The 18,950-nt window shown below is 71.7% G+C and carries 15 protein-coding genes; 12 read left to right on the top strand and 3 right to left on the bottom strand.

Annotated elements, in window-relative coordinates:
- Positions 1–70 precede the first annotated feature (70 nt).
- Together G3576_RS07495 and tssH are read right to left on the bottom strand one after the other, a co-directional pair.
- The gene (locus G3576_RS07495; RefSeq protein ID WP_164693719.1) at positions 71–550 is read right to left on the bottom strand and encodes an Hcp family type VI secretion system effector; all 480 of its coding nucleotides are present in this window, start codon (positions 548–550) and stop codon (positions 71–73) included.
- 65 nt (positions 551–615) lie between these two features.
- Positions 616–3,267, bottom strand: coding sequence for a type VI secretion system ATPase TssH (tssH, locus tag G3576_RS07490; protein WP_164693718.1), 2,652 nt, complete (start codon positions 3,265–3,267; stop codon positions 616–618).
- Positions 3,268–3,440: 173 nt separating this feature from the next.
- Here tssH and tssA point away from each other — a divergent pair, with 173 nt between their 5' ends.
- The 12 genes from tssA to G3576_RS07430 all read left to right on the top strand — a co-directional run bounded on the left by tssA (position 3,441) and on the right by G3576_RS07430 (position 16,447).
- On the top strand, positions 3,441–4,559 hold the full coding sequence (gene tssA, locus G3576_RS07485; protein WP_164693717.1) for a type VI secretion system protein TssA: 1,119 nt from the start codon (positions 3,441–3,443) through the stop codon (positions 4,557–4,559).
- A gap of 193 nt (positions 4,560–4,752) precedes the next feature.
- Positions 4,753–5,259 carry a type VI secretion system contractile sheath small subunit gene (gene tssB, locus G3576_RS07480; RefSeq protein WP_164693716.1) on the top strand — a complete coding sequence of 169 codons (507 nt, stop codon included), beginning with the start codon at positions 4,753–4,755 and terminating at the stop codon, positions 5,257–5,259.
- A 3-nt stretch (positions 5,260–5,262) separates the two neighbouring features.
- Complete coding sequence (gene tssC, locus G3576_RS07475) at positions 5,263–6,756, top strand: type VI secretion system contractile sheath large subunit (RefSeq protein ID WP_164693715.1); 1,494 nt, start codon at positions 5,263–5,265, stop codon at positions 6,754–6,756.
- Positions 6,757–6,778: 22 nt separating this feature from the next.
- A complete protein-coding gene (gene tssC / locus G3576_RS07470) occupies positions 6,779–8,311 on the top strand; it encodes a type VI secretion system contractile sheath large subunit (RefSeq protein ID WP_164693714.1) in 1,533 nt (510 codons plus the stop codon).
- Between the two features lie 29 nt (positions 8,312–8,340).
- Positions 8,341–9,120: a type VI secretion system accessory protein TagJ gene (locus tag G3576_RS07465; RefSeq protein ID WP_164693713.1), complete on the top strand. Its 780-nt coding sequence runs from the start codon at positions 8,341–8,343 to the stop codon at positions 9,118–9,120.
- Complete coding sequence (gene tssE, locus G3576_RS07460; RefSeq protein ID WP_164693712.1) at positions 9,117–9,626, top strand: type VI secretion system baseplate subunit TssE; 510 nt, start codon at positions 9,117–9,119, stop codon at positions 9,624–9,626. Before G3576_RS07465 ends, tssE begins: the two co-directional genes overlap by 4 nt.
- A 2-nt stretch (positions 9,627–9,628) precedes the next feature.
- Positions 9,629–11,458: a type VI secretion system baseplate subunit TssF gene (gene tssF, locus G3576_RS07455; RefSeq protein ID WP_164693711.1), complete on the top strand. Its 1,830-nt coding sequence runs from the start codon at positions 9,629–9,631 to the stop codon at positions 11,456–11,458.
- Positions 11,455–12,429 (top strand): type VI secretion system baseplate subunit TssG, encoded by a 975-nt coding sequence (gene tssG / locus G3576_RS07450; protein WP_164693710.1) that lies wholly within the window; start codon positions 11,455–11,457, stop codon positions 12,427–12,429. The genes tssF and tssG overlap by 4 nt, the downstream gene beginning before the upstream one ends.
- The gene (locus tag G3576_RS07445; RefSeq protein ID WP_164693709.1) at positions 12,426–13,967 is read left to right on the top strand and encodes a class I SAM-dependent methyltransferase; all 1,542 of its coding nucleotides are present in this window, start codon (positions 12,426–12,428) and stop codon (positions 13,965–13,967) included. Before tssG ends, G3576_RS07445 begins: the two co-directional genes overlap by 4 nt.
- Positions 13,968–14,050: 83 nt before the next feature.
- Positions 14,051–14,731 (top strand): OmpA family protein, encoded by a 681-nt coding sequence (locus G3576_RS32225; protein WP_164693708.1) that lies wholly within the window; start codon positions 14,051–14,053, stop codon positions 14,729–14,731.
- A gap of 22 nt (positions 14,732–14,753) precedes the next feature.
- Entirely contained in the window at positions 14,754–15,830 is a 1,077-nt protein-coding gene (locus tag G3576_RS07435) for a hypothetical protein (protein WP_164693707.1), read from the top strand.
- A 242-nt stretch (positions 15,831–16,072) separates the two neighbouring features.
- The gene (locus tag G3576_RS07430; RefSeq protein WP_164693706.1) at positions 16,073–16,447 is read left to right on the top strand and encodes a hypothetical protein; all 375 of its coding nucleotides are present in this window, start codon (positions 16,073–16,075) and stop codon (positions 16,445–16,447) included.
- An 18-nt stretch (positions 16,448–16,465) separates the two neighbouring features.
- Here the strand turns inward: G3576_RS07430 and G3576_RS32220 are convergent, their stop codons facing one another.
- Positions 16,466–18,775 carry a serine/threonine-protein kinase gene (locus tag G3576_RS32220; protein WP_164693705.1) on the bottom strand — a complete coding sequence of 770 codons (2,310 nt, stop codon included), beginning with the start codon at positions 18,773–18,775 and terminating at the stop codon, positions 16,466–16,468.
- Positions 18,776–18,950 lie beyond the last annotated feature (175 nt).

The raw sequence follows: 18,950 nt of genomic DNA, 5'->3' as shown, positions 1-18,950 counted from the left end.
CCTGGCGGGGCGCGGCGTTCCTGGGGCCGGCGGTGACGCCGGGGGGCTGGCCCCGGCGCCTGGCGATGGTTCAGCCGGACTTCGCCGTGGACAGGTCGTAGATGACATGCCCCGTCGTCGCCGACTTGAACTTGTCGTCGATCTTGATGTACTCGCTGTCGAACTTCGTGAAGTTCAGCGAGATGGACTCGCTCGGACGGTCGCCGCCCGCGCTGATGCTGTAGCCGCTGACCAGCGTGTTCTCCAGGATGTACTTCTGGTACGCGATGTGCTTCCCGCTCTGGTCGGTCTGCGTCATGTGCACCTCGACCTTGCTCGCCGCGCCGCCGATCGCTTCCTTGAGGATGAGCGGCGAGAAGGCGTCCATGGACTTCGTCACCACGATCTCGCTGACGCTCGGCGCCGTCGCCTCGCGCTTCGAGCCGCCGCCGACGCCAGCGGAGATGCCGCGCCCCACGCCCCACTGGAAGCTGTTGACCTCGGCCCAGTCCTTGTAGCCCTCCGCTGTCGCCTCACCCTTGAGGGAGCCATACTTCACGAAAACAGCCATTGGTCGTTCCTTCGCTGCTGGATTGTTCGCCGTCCCCGCCTCGGTCAGCCTCGGTCGCGGGGCCCCTAACCGAGGTCGTACCGGAAGCCGCCGTCGTCAGCGACGCCGACCTGCACCCGGGTGATCTCCTGCCCCTCCGCCAGGCGCGCCAGGATGCCCGCGGAAAGCTCGGGCAGCAGCGTGCGGCTCAGGATGTTGTCGATGTTGCGCGCACCGCTCTCCACTTCCTTGCAGCGGGAGACGATGGTCTCCGGGACGCTGTCATCGAACAGCAGCGGTACGCCGTAATTCTCCATCACCCGCTTGCCGATGCTGCGCAGCTTGAGGACGCAGATCTTCTTCAGGATCTCATCCGCCAGCGGATAGTAGATGACGACGTTGCAGCGGCCGAGGAAGGCCGGCTTGAAGACCTTGAGCAGGTCAGGCTGCAGCGCCTCGCGCAGCGGCTCCGGGTCGGGCGCCGTGTCGGGGTCCGCGCAGAGCTTCGCGATCGTGTCCGTGCCGGCATTGGAGGTCATGATGACGACGGTGTTGCGGAAATCGATATCCCGCCCCTCCCCGTCCTTCATCTGCCCCTTGTCGAAGACCTGGTAGAAGACGTCCTGCACGCCGGGATGGGCCTTCTCCATCTCATCGAGCAGTACGACGGAATAGGGCCGGCGCCGCACGGCTTCGGTGAGCACGCCACCTTCGCCGTAGCCGACATAGCCGGGGGGCGAGCCCATGAGGAGCGATACCTTATGCTCCTCCTTGAACTCGCTCATGTTGATCACTGTAAGGTTTTGTTCGCCACCGTAGAGCAGGTCTGCCACCGCCAGTGCCGTCTCCGTCTTGCCGACGCCCGACGTGCCGGCCATGAGGAAGACACCGATCGGCTTGCGCGGATCGGTCAGGCCGGCGCGGCTGGTGCGGATGGCCTGCGCGATGGCGTCCAGCGCATGGTCCTGGCCGACAACGCGCTCCATCAGCTTCTGCTTCAGGTTCAGCACCGTCTTGATCTCATCGGAGACCATGCGGCCGACCGGGATGCCGGTCCAGGTCGCGACGACTTCCGCGACGGCCTGGCCATCCACCACGGGATGCACCAGCGGCTCCTCGCCCTGCAGCGCCTTCAAGGAGGCGGCGACTTCGGAGAGTTCGGCACGGATCGCGGCGGCGTCCTGTGCCGGCGCGCCCGGCGTGAGGTCAAGCGCCGCGCTCTCCGCCGCTGCGCGAAGATCGCGCATGCGGGCGACGAGCGCCTTCTCCTGTTCCCACCGCGCATTCAGCGCGTCGAGCTCGGACTGCGCCTTGCTGCGATCCGCCTCCAGCGCCGCGATGCGCGCCGCGTGGTCCGCGCCGGTCGCAAGCTCGCGCCCGATGGCACCGATCTCCGTCGTCACCAGTTCGATCCGGCGGATGCGATCCTCGACCGGCGCCGGCACGGAAGCCTGGCTCATGGCGACCCGGGCGCAGGCGGTGTCGAGCAGCGAGACGCCCTTGTCCGGCAGCTGGCGTGACGGGATGAAGCGCGCGGAGAGCTTCACGGCGTCCTCGATCGCCTCATCGAGGATGCGTACGCCGTGATGCTTCTCCAGCGTCTTCACCAGGCCACGCAGCATGGCCATCGCCAGCGGCTCCGACGGCTCCTCGACCTTCACGACCTGGAAGCGGCGGGTCAGCGCGGCGTCCTTCTCGAAGTACTTCTTGTACTCTGCCCAGGTGGTTGCGGCGACGCAGCGCAATTCGCCACGCGCGAGGGCGGGCTTCAGCAGGTTCGCGGCATCATTCTGCCCGGCCTGCCCGCCGGCGCCGATCAGCGTATGGGCCTCGTCGATGAACATGACGATCGGCGTGGGCGAGGCCTTCACCGTGTCGATGACGCCCTTCAGCCGATTCTCGAACTCCCCCTTCACGCCGGCGCCCGCCTGCAGCAGGCCGAGGTCGAGGGACATGAGCTTCACGTTCTTCAACGCGGCGGGCACGTCGCCGGCGGCGATGCGCAGCGCCAGGCCTTCCACCACCGCCGTCTTGCCGACACCGGGTTCGCCGGTGAGGATCGGGTTGTTCTGGCGACGGCGCGTGAGGATGTCGACCATCTGCCGGATCTCGGCATCGCGGCCGAGGATCGGGTCGATCTTGCCCGCCTTGGCCTGCGCCGTCAGGTCGGTGCAGAACTGCTCGAGCGGCCCGCCACCGCGCGGCGCATCGCCAGCCGGCGCGGCCGCGCCCGGGGCCGCGGCAGCCTCGGCCTGCGCGCCTTCCTCGCTGCCTGCGGCGAGGTCTGCCAGGTTCTTGCGGATGGCGTCGGCCGGCAAGGCGGACAGGGTCGGGCTGCTGTCCTTCAGCGCGCGGGCCAGCGCGTCATCGGACAGCAGCGCGGCGAGCAGGTGGCCGCTGCGGATTCGCGTGGCCCCCGCTTCGAGCGATGCGATCAGCCAGGCTTCGCGCAGCCAGGTGACGATGTCAGGCGAGAGCGAGGGCGCGCGGGCATTGCCGGTGCGCAGCCGGTCGAGCGCGCGGGTGAGTTCCGTCGCGACGCGGCCCGCATCGACATTCTGCTTGCGGAGGATCGCCGCCACGTCGCTGCCAGCGGTCTCCACCAGCTTGAGCAGGACGTGCTCGATCTCGACATTGTAGTGGCTGCGTGACAGCGTGAGGCCCGCGGCCGCTTCAAGCTGGCGGCGACCGATCTCGCTGAGGCGACCGACAACGGATTTGAGATCGACTGCGACCATTCGAACGTTGTCCCTTGCCGTGCCGGCGAAAAAGCCGCTGGTCCGCGTCGCCGGCCGATGGCAGGCTGACGATCGACAGCATCCACAACGGCCGGTTGCGGGTCCAGAGCGAAACGAGGCGCGCGAAACAGCGCAACACAAAAGTCACGCCGGGGCGAGGCTATAAGAACGACATGACGGGTCACCCCATCGACATCGATGCATTGCTCGCGCCGATCGACGGCAGCGATGGCGGCGCAGGCCAGGACCTGCGCGATGACTACTCGCCATCATCCCCCTATCAGCGCCTGCGCGATGCGCGCGCCGCTGCGCGGGCGGAGGAACGGGCGCGCGATGCGGATGGCGATACGGAAGCGCCCGTGGCGGATGGCTGGCGCGATGTCGCACGCATCGGCGTCGAGGCGCTGGGGAGCCGCACCAAGGACCTGGAGATCGCGTCCTGGCTGACGGAAGCGCTCGTGCGTCAGCATGGGCTCGATGGCCTGTCGGCTGGTGCGACGCTGATTCGCGGGCTCTGCGACAGCTACTGGGACTGGGCCTTCCCGCTGCCCGACGACGAAGGGCTGGACGGCCGTGCCGCCCCTATCGGCGGCCTGGCCGGCGCCGGCGTCGATGGCACGGTCATGCAGCCACTGCGCCGCCTGCCGCTGTTCCGCCGCGCCGATGGCTCGCCGCTTGGCCTCTACCAGTGGGACCAGGCGGAGGAGACGGACGGCATCGCGAATGAGGAGCGCCGTCAGGCACGCCGCGATGCGGGGGTGCCGGAACTTGCGACGCTGGAAGCGGAGGCGCGGATGGATCGCGCCTTCCTCTCAGGCGTCGCGCAATCCGCGGAGGCGGCGCTCGAAGCCTGGCGCGCCATGGCGGAGGTCACGGAGAACCGCTTCGGGGCCGAGGCACCTTCCACCCGCAACGTGGTGACGGTGGTGGAGCGCATCATCGCCGTCACGCGCCGCCTTCTGGGGCCGGAGACGGCGACACCCGCTGCCGCCGCGGAGGACAGCGTTGCGGCACCGGCCATCGGCGGCGGCGCGGCTCCCGTGTCGACGGCAGCGGCCGCTGGCGCTGCGGGGCCGATCCGCACGCGGGAGGATGCGCTGCGTGAACTCGGCCGCATCGCCGACTTCTTCCGCGCGACGGAGCCGCACTCGCCGCTCGCCTATACGCTGGAGGAAGCGGTGCGGCGCGGGCGGATGACCCTGCCGGAGTTGCTGGCGGAGATCATCCCGGATGAGGAAGCGCGCTTCGGCATGCTGTCGCGCCTCGGCATCCGGCCGGAATCGACGCAGTGACGACAGCGTCGCGAAACACGCGAAACGCGTATCACGCGATCGGGTCGGATCGGGCACCCGGCATGGTTGACGTCCCCGTCAGCCACTGGGCTAAGGTGACGGGGCGACATTCGCTCATCCGCGACGGCGAACGCGCATCCGGCGCGACGCACCGCGGACCAGGGCAGGAACGGACAAGGGGCGGCGAGAGGCCATGAGCAGCGTCCATGACAAGCTGGCACGGGTGCGCAAGCCGCGCGTGCACATCACCTACGAAGTCGAGACGGAAGGCGCCGCCATCGTGCGGGAACTGCCGTTCGTCGTCGGCGTGATGGGCGACTATGCCGGCGATCCGTCGGAGCCGCTGAAGCCGCTGGCGGAGCGGAAGTTCGTCCAGATCGACCGGGACAACTTCAACGACGTGATGGCGCGCATCGCGCCCGGCCTGAACCTGAAGGTGGACAACACGCTCGCCGGCGATGGCAGCCAGATGTCCGTGAACCTCAAGTTCAAGTCGATGGACGATTTCGATCCGGCGAAGGTGGCGGAGCAGGTGCCGGCGCTGAAGGCGCTGCTGGAGACGCGGGCCAAGCTCCGCGACCTCATGAGCAAGGTCGATCGCTCCGACGAGCTCGAGGCGCTGCTGGAGCAGGTGCTGAACGACAAGTCCAAGCTCGACGCGCTGTCCGCCGAGCTCGGCCTCGACAAGAAGGAGGGCTGAGCCATGAGCTCGACCCAGTCACAGGCGGCCGGCGGCGCCACGACGACGGAGGAGACGGGCCTCGGCCTGCTCGACCAGGTCATCGGCGCCACCAAGCAGACCGAGCGTGACCGCGCGCAGGAACTGATCAAGGCGCTGACCGAGGAAGCGCTGAAGGGCACCGTCACCTTCAGCCGCAACCTGACCCAGACCTTCGACCGCGCCATCGCAGCGATCGACGCCAAGGTCAGCGAACAGCTGAACGCGGTGATGCACCATCCCCGCTTCACGCAGCTGGAAGGCAGTTGGCGCGGGCTGCACTACCTCGTCAGCAACAGCGAGACGGGGACGAGCCTGAAGATCCGCATGCTGCAGGCCAGCAAGCGCGACATCAGCCGCGACCTGCAGCGCGCGGTGGAGTTCGACCAGAGCCAGCTCTTCAAGAAGCTCTACGAGAACGAGTTCGGCACGCCGGGCGGCGAACCCTACGGCGCCATCGTCGGCGACTATGAGTGGACCGCCCATCCCGACGATGTGGAGACGCTGCGGCTGATCTCCAACGTCGCCGCCGGCGCCTTCGCGCCCTTCATCTCCGGCGTCGGCGCCGGCATGTTCGGCATGCAGGATTGGCGCGAGCTCTCCAAGCCACGCGACCTCGCGAAGATCTTCGAGACGCAGGAATACGCGAAGTGGCGGTCCTTCCGGGAATCGGAGGATGCGCGGTTTGTCGCCCTCGTCATGCCGCGCGTCATCGCGCGCCTGCCCTACGGCGCCGCGACCAAGCCGGTGGAGGAATTCGCCTATGAGGAAGCGCCGCGCAATGCCGATGGTAGCGCGCGTTCGATGGACCACAACGAATATTGCTGGATGAACGCGGCCTATGTGAAGGCGGCGCGCCTGACGGACGCCTTCGCCCAGTATGGCTTCTGCACCGCGATCCGCGGCGCGGAGGGGGGCGGCAAGGTGGCGAACCTGCCGAACCACGTCTTCACCTCCGACGATGGCGACAGCGATGCCAAGTGCCCGACCGAGATCGGCATCACCGACCGGCGGGAGGCGGAGCTCTCCGGCCTTGGCTTCCTGCCGCTCTGCCACTACAAGAACACGGATTACGCGGTGTTCTTCGGGTCGCAATCCGTGCAGAAGCCGAAGAAGTACGACCGGCCGGAAGCGACCGCGAATGCGGCGATCTCCGCCCGCCTGCCCTATCTGATGGCGACCAGCCGCTTCGCGCACTACCTGAAGGTCATGGCGCGGGACAAGATCGGCTCCTTCATGGAAGCCTCGGATTGCGAGATCTGGCTGAACCGCTGGATCCAGAACTACGTCAACCCGATGGAAGGCGCCGGCCAGGAATCGCGCGCCAAGTATCCGCTGCGGGAAGCGCAGATCGAGGTCAAGGAGGTTCCAGGCAAGCCCGGCGTCTACAACGCCGTCGCGCATCTCCGCCCCTGGCTGCAGATGGAGGAACTGACCACCTCCATGCGCATGGTCGCGCGCATCCCGCAGAAGTCCTGAACACCGCACGGGACCGCCGATCATGCCCGCGGAGGCTTCGCCGCCGCCGCTGAGAGAGGCGGTCCTCGCCGGCCGGTTCATCGGCCGGACCGATGCCAGCGCCGGGGAAGCGCTGGCCTCCCTCATCGCGCAGCAGGACGCCGCCGCGATCCTGCTGGCCTGGTATGGCGAGGCCAGGCTCGCCGTCATCGCACGGGATGAGGAACCCGCGGAGGCGCTGCGCGGTGCGCTGGACCGCGATGTCGCGACCATCGACCGGCTGATTTCCGCGCAGCTCGATGCCGTGCTGCACGCGCCGCGGCTCCGCCGGCTGGAAGGATCCTGGCGCGGCCTCGCCTGGCTGGTGGATCGCCTGCCTGGCAGCGGCGGGCGCATCCGCGTGAAGATGCTGACGGCACGCTGGGCGGAAATCTGCCGTGACCTGGAACGCGCCGTCGAATTCGACCAGAGCCAGATGTTCCGCAAGATCTATGAGGAGGAGTTCGGCACCGCTGGCGGCGAGCCCTTCGGGCTGATCGCGGCCGACTACGAGATCCGCCACCTGCCCGCCCCCAGCCATCCCACCGACGATGTCGGCGCGTTGACGGCGCTGGCGGGGGTCGCGGCGGCGTCCTTCACGCCCATCGTTTTCGCAGCCTCGCCGGAACTCGTCGGGCTCGACAGCTTTGCGGAAGCGGCGCCGGCTTTCGACATCGCCAGCGTGCTGCAGGGGCCGGAACATGCGCGCTGGCGCAATGCGGCCGCGCAGGACGACATGCGCTTTCTCTGCGTCGCGCTGCCCCGCGTGCTGGCCCGTGCGCCCTGGGCGGATGACGGCGCGCGCGCGGATCGCTTCCGCTATCGCGGCCATGCCGCGGGCGCCGCGCAGCGGGTCTGGACCACGCCCGTCTATGCGCTGGCCGCCGTCGCCATCCGCGCCTTCGACCGCTTTGGCTGGCCGGGCGAGGTGCGTGGTGCGGAGCCGCAACAGGATGCGGTCGGGGGTGTGGTCGATGGCCTGGCCTGGGAGCGCTTCGCCTCCGATCCGCCCCACGGTCCACCGCCGCGCGCGCCGCTCGACCTTGCCTTGACCGACGAGCAGGAGCGGCAGATCAGCGATGGCCGCCTGATTCCGCTCTCGGCGCTGGAAGGGCTGGCGGAAGCCAGCTTCGGCGCCCTGCCCTCCCTGCACCGCCCGCCGCGCATGAACACCGCGATCGCGGAGGCCAATCAGCGCCTCTCGACCCAGGTGAACACGCTGCTCTGCGTCAGCCGCTTCGCCCATTGCATCAAGCTGATGGGGCGGGACATGGTCGGATCGGGTCGGGAGGCCGAGGATGTTGAGGCGGAGCTGCAGAAGTGGCTCAACCGCTTCATCAGCGGCCTTGGCACCGGCGGCGCGGAAGTGACGGCGAAGTATCCCCTCCTGAACGCGAAGGTCGAGGTGCGGGAGCGTCGCGGCAAGCCCGGCGTCTATGGCTGCACCGTGCACCTGCAGCCGCATCACCAGCTGGACGAGGTCGGCGCCGCCTTCCGCCTCGTCACCGAATTCGCCCCCCGCCGCGCCGCGGCGTGATCCATGACAGAGGCAGGGAAGACAGGACGATGACCACCGCAGGGGATGCCTTCCGCGCCGGAGACCTGGCCGGCGCGCTCGCCGCCGCTACCGCCGCGGTGAAGGCCGCGCCGGCCGATGCCGATGCGCGCTGGCTGCTGGCGGAGCTCATGCTGTTCAGCGGAGAGGCGGAGCGCGCCGACCGCATGCTGGACGCCGCCGCGCTGCATGAACCGAACCCCGCCGTGCTGGAGTTCCGGCGGCTGCTGCGCGCGGAAGTCGTGCGCGGCCAGGTGCTGCGGGAGGGCCGTGCGCCGAAGTACCAGGGCGATGACGCGACACCCGCCCAGCAGGCGGCGCTCCGCGCCCGCATTGCGCTCCGCGCCGGTGACCTGGCGGCGTCGGCCGAGGCGGCGGCGGAGGCCGAGGCGCTGCGGCCGCGCACGCCCGGCAAGGCCGGCGACACCGCCTTCGACGACCTCCGCGACGCCGATGATCTGATGGCGGCGGAGTTCGAGGTGCTGACCACCGCCGGCGAACACATGCTGGTGCCGGTTGAACGCTTGCGCTCGCTGAGCTTCGATCCGCCGCGCCGGCCGCGCGACCTTTACTGGCGACGCACCATGATCGAGCTGAAGGACGGGACGGAGGGCGTGGTCTTCATGCCCGCGCTTTATCCAGGCCCGGAGAGCGACAATGGCTTGAAGCTCGGCCGCGCCACGGATTGGACGGAGGATGCGGGCCCGGTCCGTGGCCGCGGCCAGCGCGTGCTGCTGGCGGGCGAGGAAGCCCTGCCGATCGCCAGTGCCACGACGCTGGTGTTCGATTGAGCGGCAGCCGACCCGGCAGCGGTCCGCGCGCACCCGTCCAGCGGGCGCGGCTGCCGCTGCTCGACCGCCTGCTGGATGCGGATCCGGCCACGCCGGAACCGCCGCCACCAAGCGCCGCCATGGCGCTCGACCTGCTGCGCAACGCGGTGCGGCGCGACCTGGAGGCGGTGCTGAATGCGCGGCGCCGGCGGTTGCCGCTGCCGGCGCATCTGCCAGAGTTGCAGGCCTCGCCGCTGGGCTACGGGATTCCCGATGCGACGTCCGGCGCCTATGCCGTGCCGGAACGCCGCCTCGCTTTGGCGCGGGAGGTGGAGGCGACGATCCGGCGCTTCGAGCCGCGGCTGATGGCGGTGCATGTGACGCTGATCGAGGATGACGAGAATCTCGGCCGCGCGCTGCGGCTGAAGGTGGAAGGCGTGCTGCGCGCGGACCCGGTGCCGGAACCCGTGAGCTTCGAGACGCTGCTTGAGCCGGTGTCCCGCGACGTGACGGTGCGGGAGGGCTGACGGTGTCGGACGACCTCCTTCCCTTCTACAACCGGGAGCTCGCCGCGATCCGTCGCCTGGCGGGGGAGTTCGCGGAGGCCAATCCGAAGGTCGCCGGCCGGTTGCGCATGACCCCCGATGCGGTGGACGACCCGCATGTCGAGCGGCTGCTGGAAGGCGTCGCCTTCCTGGCCGCGCGGGTGCAGCACCGGCTGGATGACGAGCTGCCGGAGCTGACGGATGCGCTGCTCGAACTGCTCTGCCCGCATCTCCTGGCGCCGGTACCCTCCATGACCACGCTGCGGCTGCTGGCGAAGCCGGAAGCGATGGGCGCGTCGCTCGTGCCGCGCGGCACGCCGGTGGAGACGGAGCCGGTGCGCGGCGAACGCCTGACCTACCGCACCTGCCACGACGTGACGCTGTGGCCCATCGCGGTGGAGGCCGCGCGGCTGTCCGGCCTGCCGCTGCCCGCACCGGCCAACCCGCAGGCCGCCGGCGCCGTCGCGGTGCTGCGGCTCACGCTGGCGACGACGCTGCCGGACCTGCGGATCGCGGCCACGGGGCTCGACCGGTTGAGGCTGCACCTGCGCGGCGCTGCACCGCTGCCGACGCAGCTGCTGGAACTGCTCTGCACCGCCACCATCGGCATCGCTCTGGCGGATGGGCCGGGCGACCCGCGGCCGACGCTGCTGCCGCGGGAATGCCTGCGCCATGCGGGGTTCGAGCCGGAGGAGGCCGCCCTGCCCTGGCCGCCCCGCGCCTTCACCGGCCACCGGCTGCTGACCGAGTACTTCGCCTTCCCCGAGAAGTTCCTCTACCTGGAGCTGGACGGGCTGGAGGCGCGCAGCCTGGTGCAGCGCAGCGGGCGGATGGAGGTCTTCATCTACCTCTCCCGCGCCGTGCCGGAGTTGGAGCGCAGCGTCTCCGCCGAGCACATCGCGCTGGGCTGCACGCCCGCCATCAACCTCTTCCGCCAGCCCTGCGAGCCCATCGCGCTGGATGGCACGCAGAGCGATTGGCTGGTGGTGCCCGATGCGCGGCGGCCCGCGGCGCTGGAGGTCTATGCGGTGGAGACGGTGCGGCAGAGCCGGCCGGAAGATCCCCGACCCAAGCGCGTGCCGGCCTTCCACCGCCTGCGGCATGAGGAAGGGGCGGATCAGGCGGCGCAGGGTGTGCACTGGATCGCCGCAAGGCGCCCCGCCCCCGGCGTGCTGGGCGGCAGCGAGACACGGCTGATGCTGCGCGACCCGCATTTCGACCCGGCGCTGCCGGCCGATGGCGTGCTGGGCATCGATGCGCTGTGCTGCAACCGCGACCTGCCCTCCCTGCTGCCCTTCGGCGGCGGGCAGCCGCGGCTGCGCATCACGGACCCCACGGCGCCGGCCGCGGGCGCCGAATGCCTCTCCCCGCCCACGCCGACGCTGCGGCCGCAACTGCGGGAGCGCAGCGGCTGGCGCCTCGTCTCGCACCTCGCGCTCAACCACCTCGGCGTCACCGGCGGCGCGGAGGCGGCGATGGCGCTGCGGGAGATGATGCGGCTGCATGACCTCCGCGACACGGCGGAGACGCGGCTGGCGCTGGAGGGCCTGGTTTCCGTCAATGCCCGGCCCGGTGTCGCGCGGCTGCCGGGCGTGCGGCCGGGCAGCTTCGCGCGCGGGCTCGATGTCACCCTGACCTTCGAGCCGCAGGCCTGGACGGCGGGTGGGCTGTTCCTGCTGGCGGGGGTGCTGGAGCGCTTCCTGGCGCTGCAGGTCTCCGTGAATGCCTTCGTCCGCACGGGCGTCAGCCTGCGCGGCCGGGGCGGCACCGTCGCCGCCTGGCCGGCGCGTAGCGGCACGCGGGTGCTGCTGTGACGGAGCCCTCGCCGCTCGATCGCCTGAAGCGGGAGCCCGCGCGTTTCAGCCTGGACCAGGCGGCGGCCGTTGTTGCGCCGGGGCGGGACCCGACGGAGATCGATTTCCGCACCAGCCCGCGGCTCGGCGCACCGGGGGGCGAGGTTTCGGCCGTGGCGCCGGAGGAAGGGCAGATCACCACGCCGACCTTCGGGCTGATCGGACCCGGTGGCGTGCTGCCGCGGCACTACACGGCGCTGGTGGGGGCGGAGGCGCGGCGGCGATCGACCGCGCTGCACCGCTTCCTCGACCTGCTGGCGCGGCGCTTCACGGGGCTGTTCGTCAAGGCGGGCGCCAAGTATCGCCCGGCGCGGAACCCCGAACCGGCGGAGCGCGTGCTGGCGGCGGCGGCCGGGCTCGGCACGCCGCACCTGGTGCAGCGGCTGGCGACGCCGCTGCCGGCGCTGCTCTACCACGCCGGCGCGCTGGCCTCCCGCAGCCGCAGCGCGGAACGGCTGCGGGGCCTGCTGTCGGAGGAAGCCGGCGTTCCTGTGAGGATCGTGGAGTTCGCCGGCGGCTGGGTGCGGTTGCCGCCTTCCGAACAGTCGCGCCTGCCGCGTGGCGGGCGGAAGCTGGGCGGCGGGCAGCTTGGCGTGGATGTCGCGGCGGGGGCGCAGATCTGGGACCCCTCGGCGCGCTTCCTGATCGAACTCGGCCCGCTGAGCCTCACGCAATTCCAGGCGCTGCTGCCCGGGTCGCCCCTGCATGGGCGGCTGGTGGAGCTGGTGAGGCTGCAACTCGGGCTCGAGCAGGATTTCGCCTTCAACCCCATCCTGGCCGCCGATGCCGTGCCGAAGCTGGCGCTGGGCGGCGCGCAGGGCGCGCGGCTCGGCTGGACCAGCTGGATGACCAGTCCCCGACCCCGCAAGCGCGACGCCGCCGAGGCGATGCTGAGCCCGATCGCCCCCCAGACCGAGAGACTGACCGCATGAGCACCCCGGCCGCCTGGTCCCGCGGCTACCCCGTGGCGGAACCCTACCCGCCCGCCTGGCACGGCTTCCAATCCCCCGCCCACCTCCGGGCCATGCTGGCGATGATGGGCGTGGCGTGGGAGGTCGGGCCGGAGACGCCGCTGCGCATCGCCGAGATCGGCTGCGGCAGCGGCTACTCCGCCAACATCCTGGCCGCGGGCTGCCCGGCGGCGGAGGTCATCGGGCTCGACTACAACCCCGCCCATATCGCGGAGGCGCGATCCTTCGCGCGCGAAGCCGGCCTCTCCAATGTCCGCTTCGAGGAGACGGACCTGGCGGAGCTGGATGGCGCGGCGCTGGAGGCGATGCCGCCCTTCGACCTGATCCTGATCCACGGCCTCTGGTCCTGGGTGGATGACCGGGTGCGGGATGGCGTGCTGCGGCTGATCAGGCGCCGCCTGGAACCGGGCGGCGTGGTGCTGCTGACCTACAATGCCATGCCGGGCTCGGCGACGGGGCTCGCGCTGTGGCGGCTGGTGCGCGGGATGCTGGCCAGTGCCCCGCCCGGCACCGATGCCTTCGCCGCGGCGCGCGACCAGGTGCAGAAGCTGGTGGCGGCGGAGGCGAAGCACCTCCTGCCCTCGGTCTGGCGCAGCCTGCTGGCCGGCGAGATGGGCGCGGCGCGCCCCGGCTACCTGCTGCATGAATTCGCCACCGAGCATTGGCGCCCCGCCTTCTTCGCCGATGTCGCCTCCGCGATGGCCGGCGCGCATTGCCAGTTCGCGGGCAGTGCGACGCTGTCGGAGAACTTCCCCTCCATGACGCTGTCGGCCGCGCAGCAGGCGCTGTGGCGGGAGGCACCGGACCAGGCGGCGCGGGAGTTGGTGACGGATCTCTGCGTGCCGCGCGCCTTCCGGCGCGACGTCTTCGTCCGCGGCGTCCGGCGCATCGGCGCGGAGGCGGCGACGGATGGGATCGAGCTGGTGCTGACCAACCTGGCGCGGCGCGACGTGAAGCTGATCGCGCAGGCGGGCGAGGCGGTGCTGCCGCCGCAGATCATCGATCCGATGCGCGAAGCCCTGTCGCGCGGCCCGCAGACCATCGGCGCGCTGCGCGCCCTGCCGGGCTGCGGGGGTGCCACGCCGCAGGAGACGCTGGCGATGCTGGCGGGCAGTCACCTCGCCATGCCGCTCTGGCAGCATCCCGGCACGGTCACGGCGGGGGCGATGGCCGCGGCGCGGCGGATGAATGCGGCCTCCATGCGCCGCCTGGCGCCGCATGGCGTGAGTCCCCTGGCCGGCGAGGGCACCCGCCTGGCGCTGGCGACGCCGGTGGTGGGCGGCGGGCTGTTCGCGGATCCGCTGGAGGTCGCGGTCGCGACGCTGATGGCCGAACAGCCGCCGGGGCCTGAGGGCGCGGTCGACCTGCAGGGGCTGATGGGCCGCCTGCTGCCGCCTGGCCCCCCGCCGCCCGCGGAGGCCTTGGCCTGGCTGCAGGAGGCGATCGTGACGATGCTGCGGGAACGCTGGCCGGTCTGGCGGGCGATGGGCATCGCATGACCACGCCGATGCCATCGCGCCGACATGGCGCGGTCGACAGGATTTCCGGCGCTGCGGCGCCGCGCTTTTCGAGGAGACGACCCATGCGACGTGCTTCCCTTCCCCTGGCCGGGTTGCTGCTGGTCTCCGGGCTCGGCGTGCCGGCGCCGGCCCTGGCGCAGCGGGACCCGGCGGCGCTGGAGCTGATCGAGCAGCTGCGCCCCCGCACCCGCGGCATCCGCCTGCCTGCGCCGGCCGATGCGACGCCGCCCGCGGCGCCGGTGGCCCCGGCCGCCGTGCCTTCCCCGGACCTGCCCGCGACGCCGAGCCCGGGCTTCCCGCCCCAGACGCCGGCGCCCGGCGCCAGTGCCGGCAAGCCGGAGGCAGCGCCACCAGTCGCCTCCGTGGCGCCGGGCACCACGGCGCCGGCGGGGGTCGCGGCGGTGTCCATCACCGTCACCTTCCCCAGCGGATCGGCAATGCTGACGCCGCAGGCGGAGGCGACGCTGGCGCCGCTCGGCCGGGCATTGTCCTCCCCGGACCTGGCGCCCTATCGCTTCCGGATCGAGGGCCATACCGACAGCGTGGGCGATGCCACCAGCAACCAGCGCCTGTCGGAACGGCGGGCGGAGGCGGTGCGGGGCTACCTCGTGGCCAAGCACGGCGTGGCGCCCGGGCGGCTGGAGGCGATCGGCCTGGGCGAGACGAGGCTGCTGGTGCCGACGCCGGATGGCTGGGACGAGCCGCGGAACCGTCGGGTGCAGGTGATCAACCTCGACGATTGAGGCCAGCCCCGCGGAGGGTCCGATGAGCGGCGAGGACGACACCATCCGCGTGACGCCGGCCCGCCCGGCGCCCGCGGCGGAGCCGTTGAGCTGGGGCAGTCCGGCGCCGCCGCCCCCACCACCGCCGCGGCGGCCTGGACCGGCGCCGGCGCTGCTGGCGGTGATGGGCGTGGTGGCGGCGGGCGGCGCGGCCGGGCTGCTGTGGTGGACGCTGCTGGCGCCGGGGGCGGAGGCGCCTGCGCCCGCGCCGGTGCCGCCCTCGGCGCCACCGATCGCGTCGGCCCCCGCCCCGCCTGTCGCGACAACGCCCGCACCCCCCGCGCCCGTACCGGAACCGCCTTCCCGCCTGGCGCGGATGCCGGTGCTGATGGACCTCCCCTCCATCCTGGGGCATCGGGCGACCGTGCCGACCATGCTGCGCCTGGCAGACGAGACATCGATCTTCATCATCGACTTCCCGAGCCTGGAACAGCAGGGCGCCGCGCTGAACCGGGTGGCGGCGCTGGTGGAGAAGGCCGGGCTGCCGCGCGACCGGGTGCTGACGCCCGAGGAGCTGGCGGCCGCCATCGTCCGTGCGGGGGACACGCCCGCCACCTACTATTACGGCCACAACTACCGCGGCGCGGAGCTGGAGCGCTTCTTCGCCCTTGCGGCGCGGGACGGGCTGGCGCTGTCCCCCGACGAGGCCTGGGTGGAGGCGCAGTTCCGCCTGGCGCGCGGGCTGGTGCCGCGGGACCGGGAGATCGCCGTCATCTCCATGGCCGCGCCGGGGCCACTGATGGATGCCAGCGCCCGGGCCAGCGTGCTGCGGCATGAGCTCAGCCACGGCTATTTCGCCACCCGCCCCGCCTATGCCGAGCATATCCGCCGGGTGTGGCGGGCGGGCTTCACCGAGGCGGAGCGCGAGGCCTTTCGGCAGTTCCTGGCGCGGGAGCAGTATGACCGCAGCAATGAGGAGGTGATGCTGGACGAGGCGCAGGCCTATCTGCTGCACACCCCCGATCCGCGCTTCTTCAGCCCGGCGCATCTCGGCCTGCCGGCGGAGCAGGTGGCGCGGATGCGGGCGCTGATGCGGCGGGGCGCGCCCGGGCTGGAGTGACGGTCGCGGCCCAAAAGGCCAGTACTACGACTTAAGCCGATTAGGTGCATTTAGCAACGAATTTCGCGTGTCTGACTGGATGAATGGCGATTTCATCCGGATGAATGTCGCGGCGGATGCCAGTGGGAGAGCAGGCGCAGGTTTTCGCGTGGCTCACAGAACATAGCAGAAACATGCTTATGGATGCCAGGGATTCCTGGGCCGCGGGTGACGTGCCGCGCGCCCTATGGCAGCCTGCCCTCATGCGGGAGATCGTCATCGCCGAGGAGTTCGTCGCCAAGCCGGACGGCGCGGGCCAGTTCCTGCATGGCGAGATCCATCACGTGACGCGCTGGCCGGCCGTCGGCACAGGAGCGATGTATACGCCTGTCGCGAAGTACTTCGTGTGGCCCGGCGTGGCAGCGCCGGAAGTCCTCAGGCCGCATTGGCGCATCGATTGCGTGCTGCGGGAGCACCATCTCGCCCCGGCGCCGGACTGGCTGGGCCGGAGGCTGGCGGATGCGATGATGCTGCATGGCATCGTGCGGGAGCCGCTCGCCGTGACGTGGCAGATCGCCACCGCGGTGGGCAGCGAAAGCCGCGGACCTATCTGGGACGGTGACGACGGCGAAGACTGACGCGCCAGCCCTGCCGGCTCAGCGCCGCTGCACCGTCTCCACCACCACCGCCCGCGCCGCCACCTGGCTGTTCTGCATGCGCGCATCGCGCAGCGCGGTGCCGAGGGCGGCAAGGTAGTCGTCCAGCGGCTCGATCACCGGGCGGGGCTGGGCGAACAGGGGACGCTCGGAGGCGAAGACGACGATGAGGTCGGTGCCGTAGGGCTCATCCACCTCCCACCCCGGGAAACCGGGGCGGGGATCGCCAAGGCGCACGCGGGCGCCCGGCGCCTGGGGCTGGGAGGGGACGAGATGTACGATCTCGTTCGACTTCATGATGTAGCTGACATAGAGGTGGCTCGCCCGGTCCGGCATCTGGACATCGAGGCGCAGCAACTCCGCATGCTGCAGCGGCTGGATGCCAACGATCTGGACGCGCGGCGTGGCGCCGGCGGGGGCGGCGACCTGGCGGAGGACATCGAGCGCGCCGCAATAGGGGCCCTCGAAATTCTGCAGGTTCAGGGTGGCGGCGCTGCTCGGTACGGCGCGGTCGGCGAGGACGCGGCGGATCTGCGCCTCTCCGCCGCGGCGCAGAACGCCGGATACGCTGAGCGCCTGGTCAGTGGAGACGCCGTCCAGCAGGCTGCAGGGCGGGGCCGCGGCGGCGGCCTGGGCAGCCGCGCGGAAATCGATGCGGGGCGGAACCGGCGCGGCGGTCGGGGCAGGCTGGGGGGCCGGCTGTTGTGTCGGCTGGGGGGCGGGTGTCGGCAGCGACGCGATCACCGGTCCCGGGGCGGGCGTGGTGCTGGGCGCCGGCGTCGCCTCCGCCGGGGGCTTGGCCGGGGCGGGTTGCGGCGAGGCGATGACGGGCGGCAAGGGCGCGGCGGGCTGCGGGGCCGGTTGCGGCGCGGGCTGGGCCTGGGGCTGCGGCGCCGGCTGGGGCGTGCTGGCGACCGGGCCGGGCTGCGCCGGGGGCTGGGGCAGCGGTTGGGGCTGGAGGGCTGCTGGCGGCACGGAGGGCGGCAGGGCGGGCGGCGGTGCGACGGCCGCCGGCGCCGGCAGCGGGGCCGGTGGCGCGGCAGGGCTGGCGGAGGGCGTGGGCGGCGCCAGCACGCCGAGTCCGGGCGGCGGCGTGGTTGCCGCGGGGGCCTCGAGGGCGGGCGGCGCGACGGGCTGGCTTGGCGTGGGCGCGGCAGCCTGGGTGGCAGGCGGCGTGACGCTGGGCGGCGCGGGCGGTGGCGCCGCGGGGGTCGCGGGATCGCTGGCGGTCGGCGGCAGGCTGGTGACCGGGCCCGGCGCGGGGTCCTTGCCCATCAGGAAGAAGGCGGCGGCACCGGCGGCAACCAGCACGGCCAGGCCGCCCCCGATGAGCGCCGGTGAGGCGCCGCCGGACTTTGCGGGCGGCGGTGGCGCGGCCGGCGATGGTGGCGGGATGGGCGGGCGGGACTGGGTCGCGACCATGGTCGCATCGTCCAGGCCGGGCAGCTTGCCGGCGTCGGCGAAGCCCGTCGGCTCCGGCGCCGCGCTGGCGCCCGCGCCCGCCGCGCGGATCGCCTCGGCGAAGGCAGTCGCCGTCGGAAACCGGTCATCGGGGCGCTTGGCCAGCGCACGGGCCAGCACGGCGTCGAAGCCGCGCGGGGCGCTGACGGCAAGCTGGCTCGGCGGGGGCGGGTCGGTGTTCAGGACCCGGTGCATCAGGGCGGTGTAGTTGCCCTCGAAGGGCTTCTCGCCCGTCAGCAGCTGGTAGAGCACGACGCCGGCAGCCCAGATGTCGGCGCGGGCATCCACCGCCTCGCCGCGCAGCTGTTCGGGCGCCATGTAGGCGGGAGTGCCCATCACGGTGCCGACCTGCGTCATCGAGGAATTCTCGATGCGCGCGATGCCGAAATCCGCGATCTTCACCGCGCGGTCGCCGGCCAGCATGATGTTGGCAGGCTTGATGTCCCGGTGCACCACGCCGCGGCCATGCGAATAGGCCAGCGCGGCGAGGATCTGGTCCATCAGCCGCACCACCTCCGCCACCGGCATGCGGTCGCCGCGGTCGATGATGGATTTGAGCGAGCCGCCCTCCACCATCTCCATCACGATCCAGGCGGTATCGGCATTCTCGCCGTAATCGTAGACGCCGACGATGTTGGGGTGGCTGAGGCGGCCCGCGGCCTGGGCCTCCCGCCGGAAGCGCGCATGGGCTTCCTGCGATTCGGCGTCCCCGCCTTCCGGCAGCTTCACCAGCTTCACGGCGACGCGGCGTTCGATCATGCGGTCGAAGGCCTCGACCACCGTGCCCATGGCCCCGGCGCCGAGCGTGCCGCGCGCCTCGTACTTGCCTGACAGCTCCCTCGGCAGCATGGACCCCGCCTGCGGCCCAGGCCGCGCTCGTTGCGCCGGCGGACCGCACCGCCGGGATCAGTGCCCGCAACAATAGGGGCGCGGCGCGGCGGCGGGAAGCGTGACGGTGGTGCGTGGACGCGTCGTGGTGCTTCGCCTAGCGTCCGGCCCGAGGACTGTTCCAGGGAAATGCGGC

Origin of the sequence: Falsiroseomonas algicola (assembly GCF_011040385.1) — a bacterium.
Lineage (GTDB): Bacteria > Pseudomonadota > Alphaproteobacteria > Acetobacterales > Acetobacteraceae > Falsiroseomonas > Falsiroseomonas algicola.
The sequence above is the reverse complement of the archived record's forward strand: the minus strand, read 5'-3'. Positions and strand labels throughout refer to the sequence as shown.

Coding starts and splice junctions, on each gene's coding strand:
- G3576_RS07495 (WP_164693719.1), bottom strand. CDS start 550: ATGGCTGTTTTCGTGAAGTATGGCTCCCTCAAGGGTGAGGCGACAGCG.
- tssH (WP_164693718.1), bottom strand. CDS start 3,267: ATGGTCGCAGTCGATCTCAAATCCGTTGTCGGTCGCCTCAGCGAGATC.
- tssA (WP_164693717.1), top strand. CDS start 3,441: ATGACGGGTCACCCCATCGACATCGATGCATTGCTCGCGCCGATCGAC.
- tssB (WP_164693716.1), top strand. CDS start 4,753: ATGAGCAGCGTCCATGACAAGCTGGCACGGGTGCGCAAGCCGCGCGTG.
- tssC (WP_164693715.1), top strand. CDS start 5,263: ATGAGCTCGACCCAGTCACAGGCGGCCGGCGGCGCCACGACGACGGAG.
- tssC (WP_164693714.1), top strand. CDS start 6,779: ATGCCCGCGGAGGCTTCGCCGCCGCCGCTGAGAGAGGCGGTCCTCGCC.
- G3576_RS07465 (WP_164693713.1), top strand. CDS start 8,341: ATGACCACCGCAGGGGATGCCTTCCGCGCCGGAGACCTGGCCGGCGCG.
- G3576_RS07445 (WP_164693709.1), top strand. CDS start 12,426: ATGAGCACCCCGGCCGCCTGGTCCCGCGGCTACCCCGTGGCGGAACCC.
- G3576_RS32225 (WP_164693708.1), top strand. CDS start 14,051: ATGCGACGTGCTTCCCTTCCCCTGGCCGGGTTGCTGCTGGTCTCCGGG.
- G3576_RS07435 (WP_164693707.1), top strand. CDS start 14,754: ATGAGCGGCGAGGACGACACCATCCGCGTGACGCCGGCCCGCCCGGCG.
- G3576_RS07430 (WP_164693706.1), top strand. CDS start 16,073: ATGCGGGAGATCGTCATCGCCGAGGAGTTCGTCGCCAAGCCGGACGGC.
- G3576_RS32220 (WP_164693705.1), bottom strand. CDS start 18,775: ATGCTGCCGAGGGAGCTGTCAGGCAAGTACGAGGCGCGCGGCACGCTC.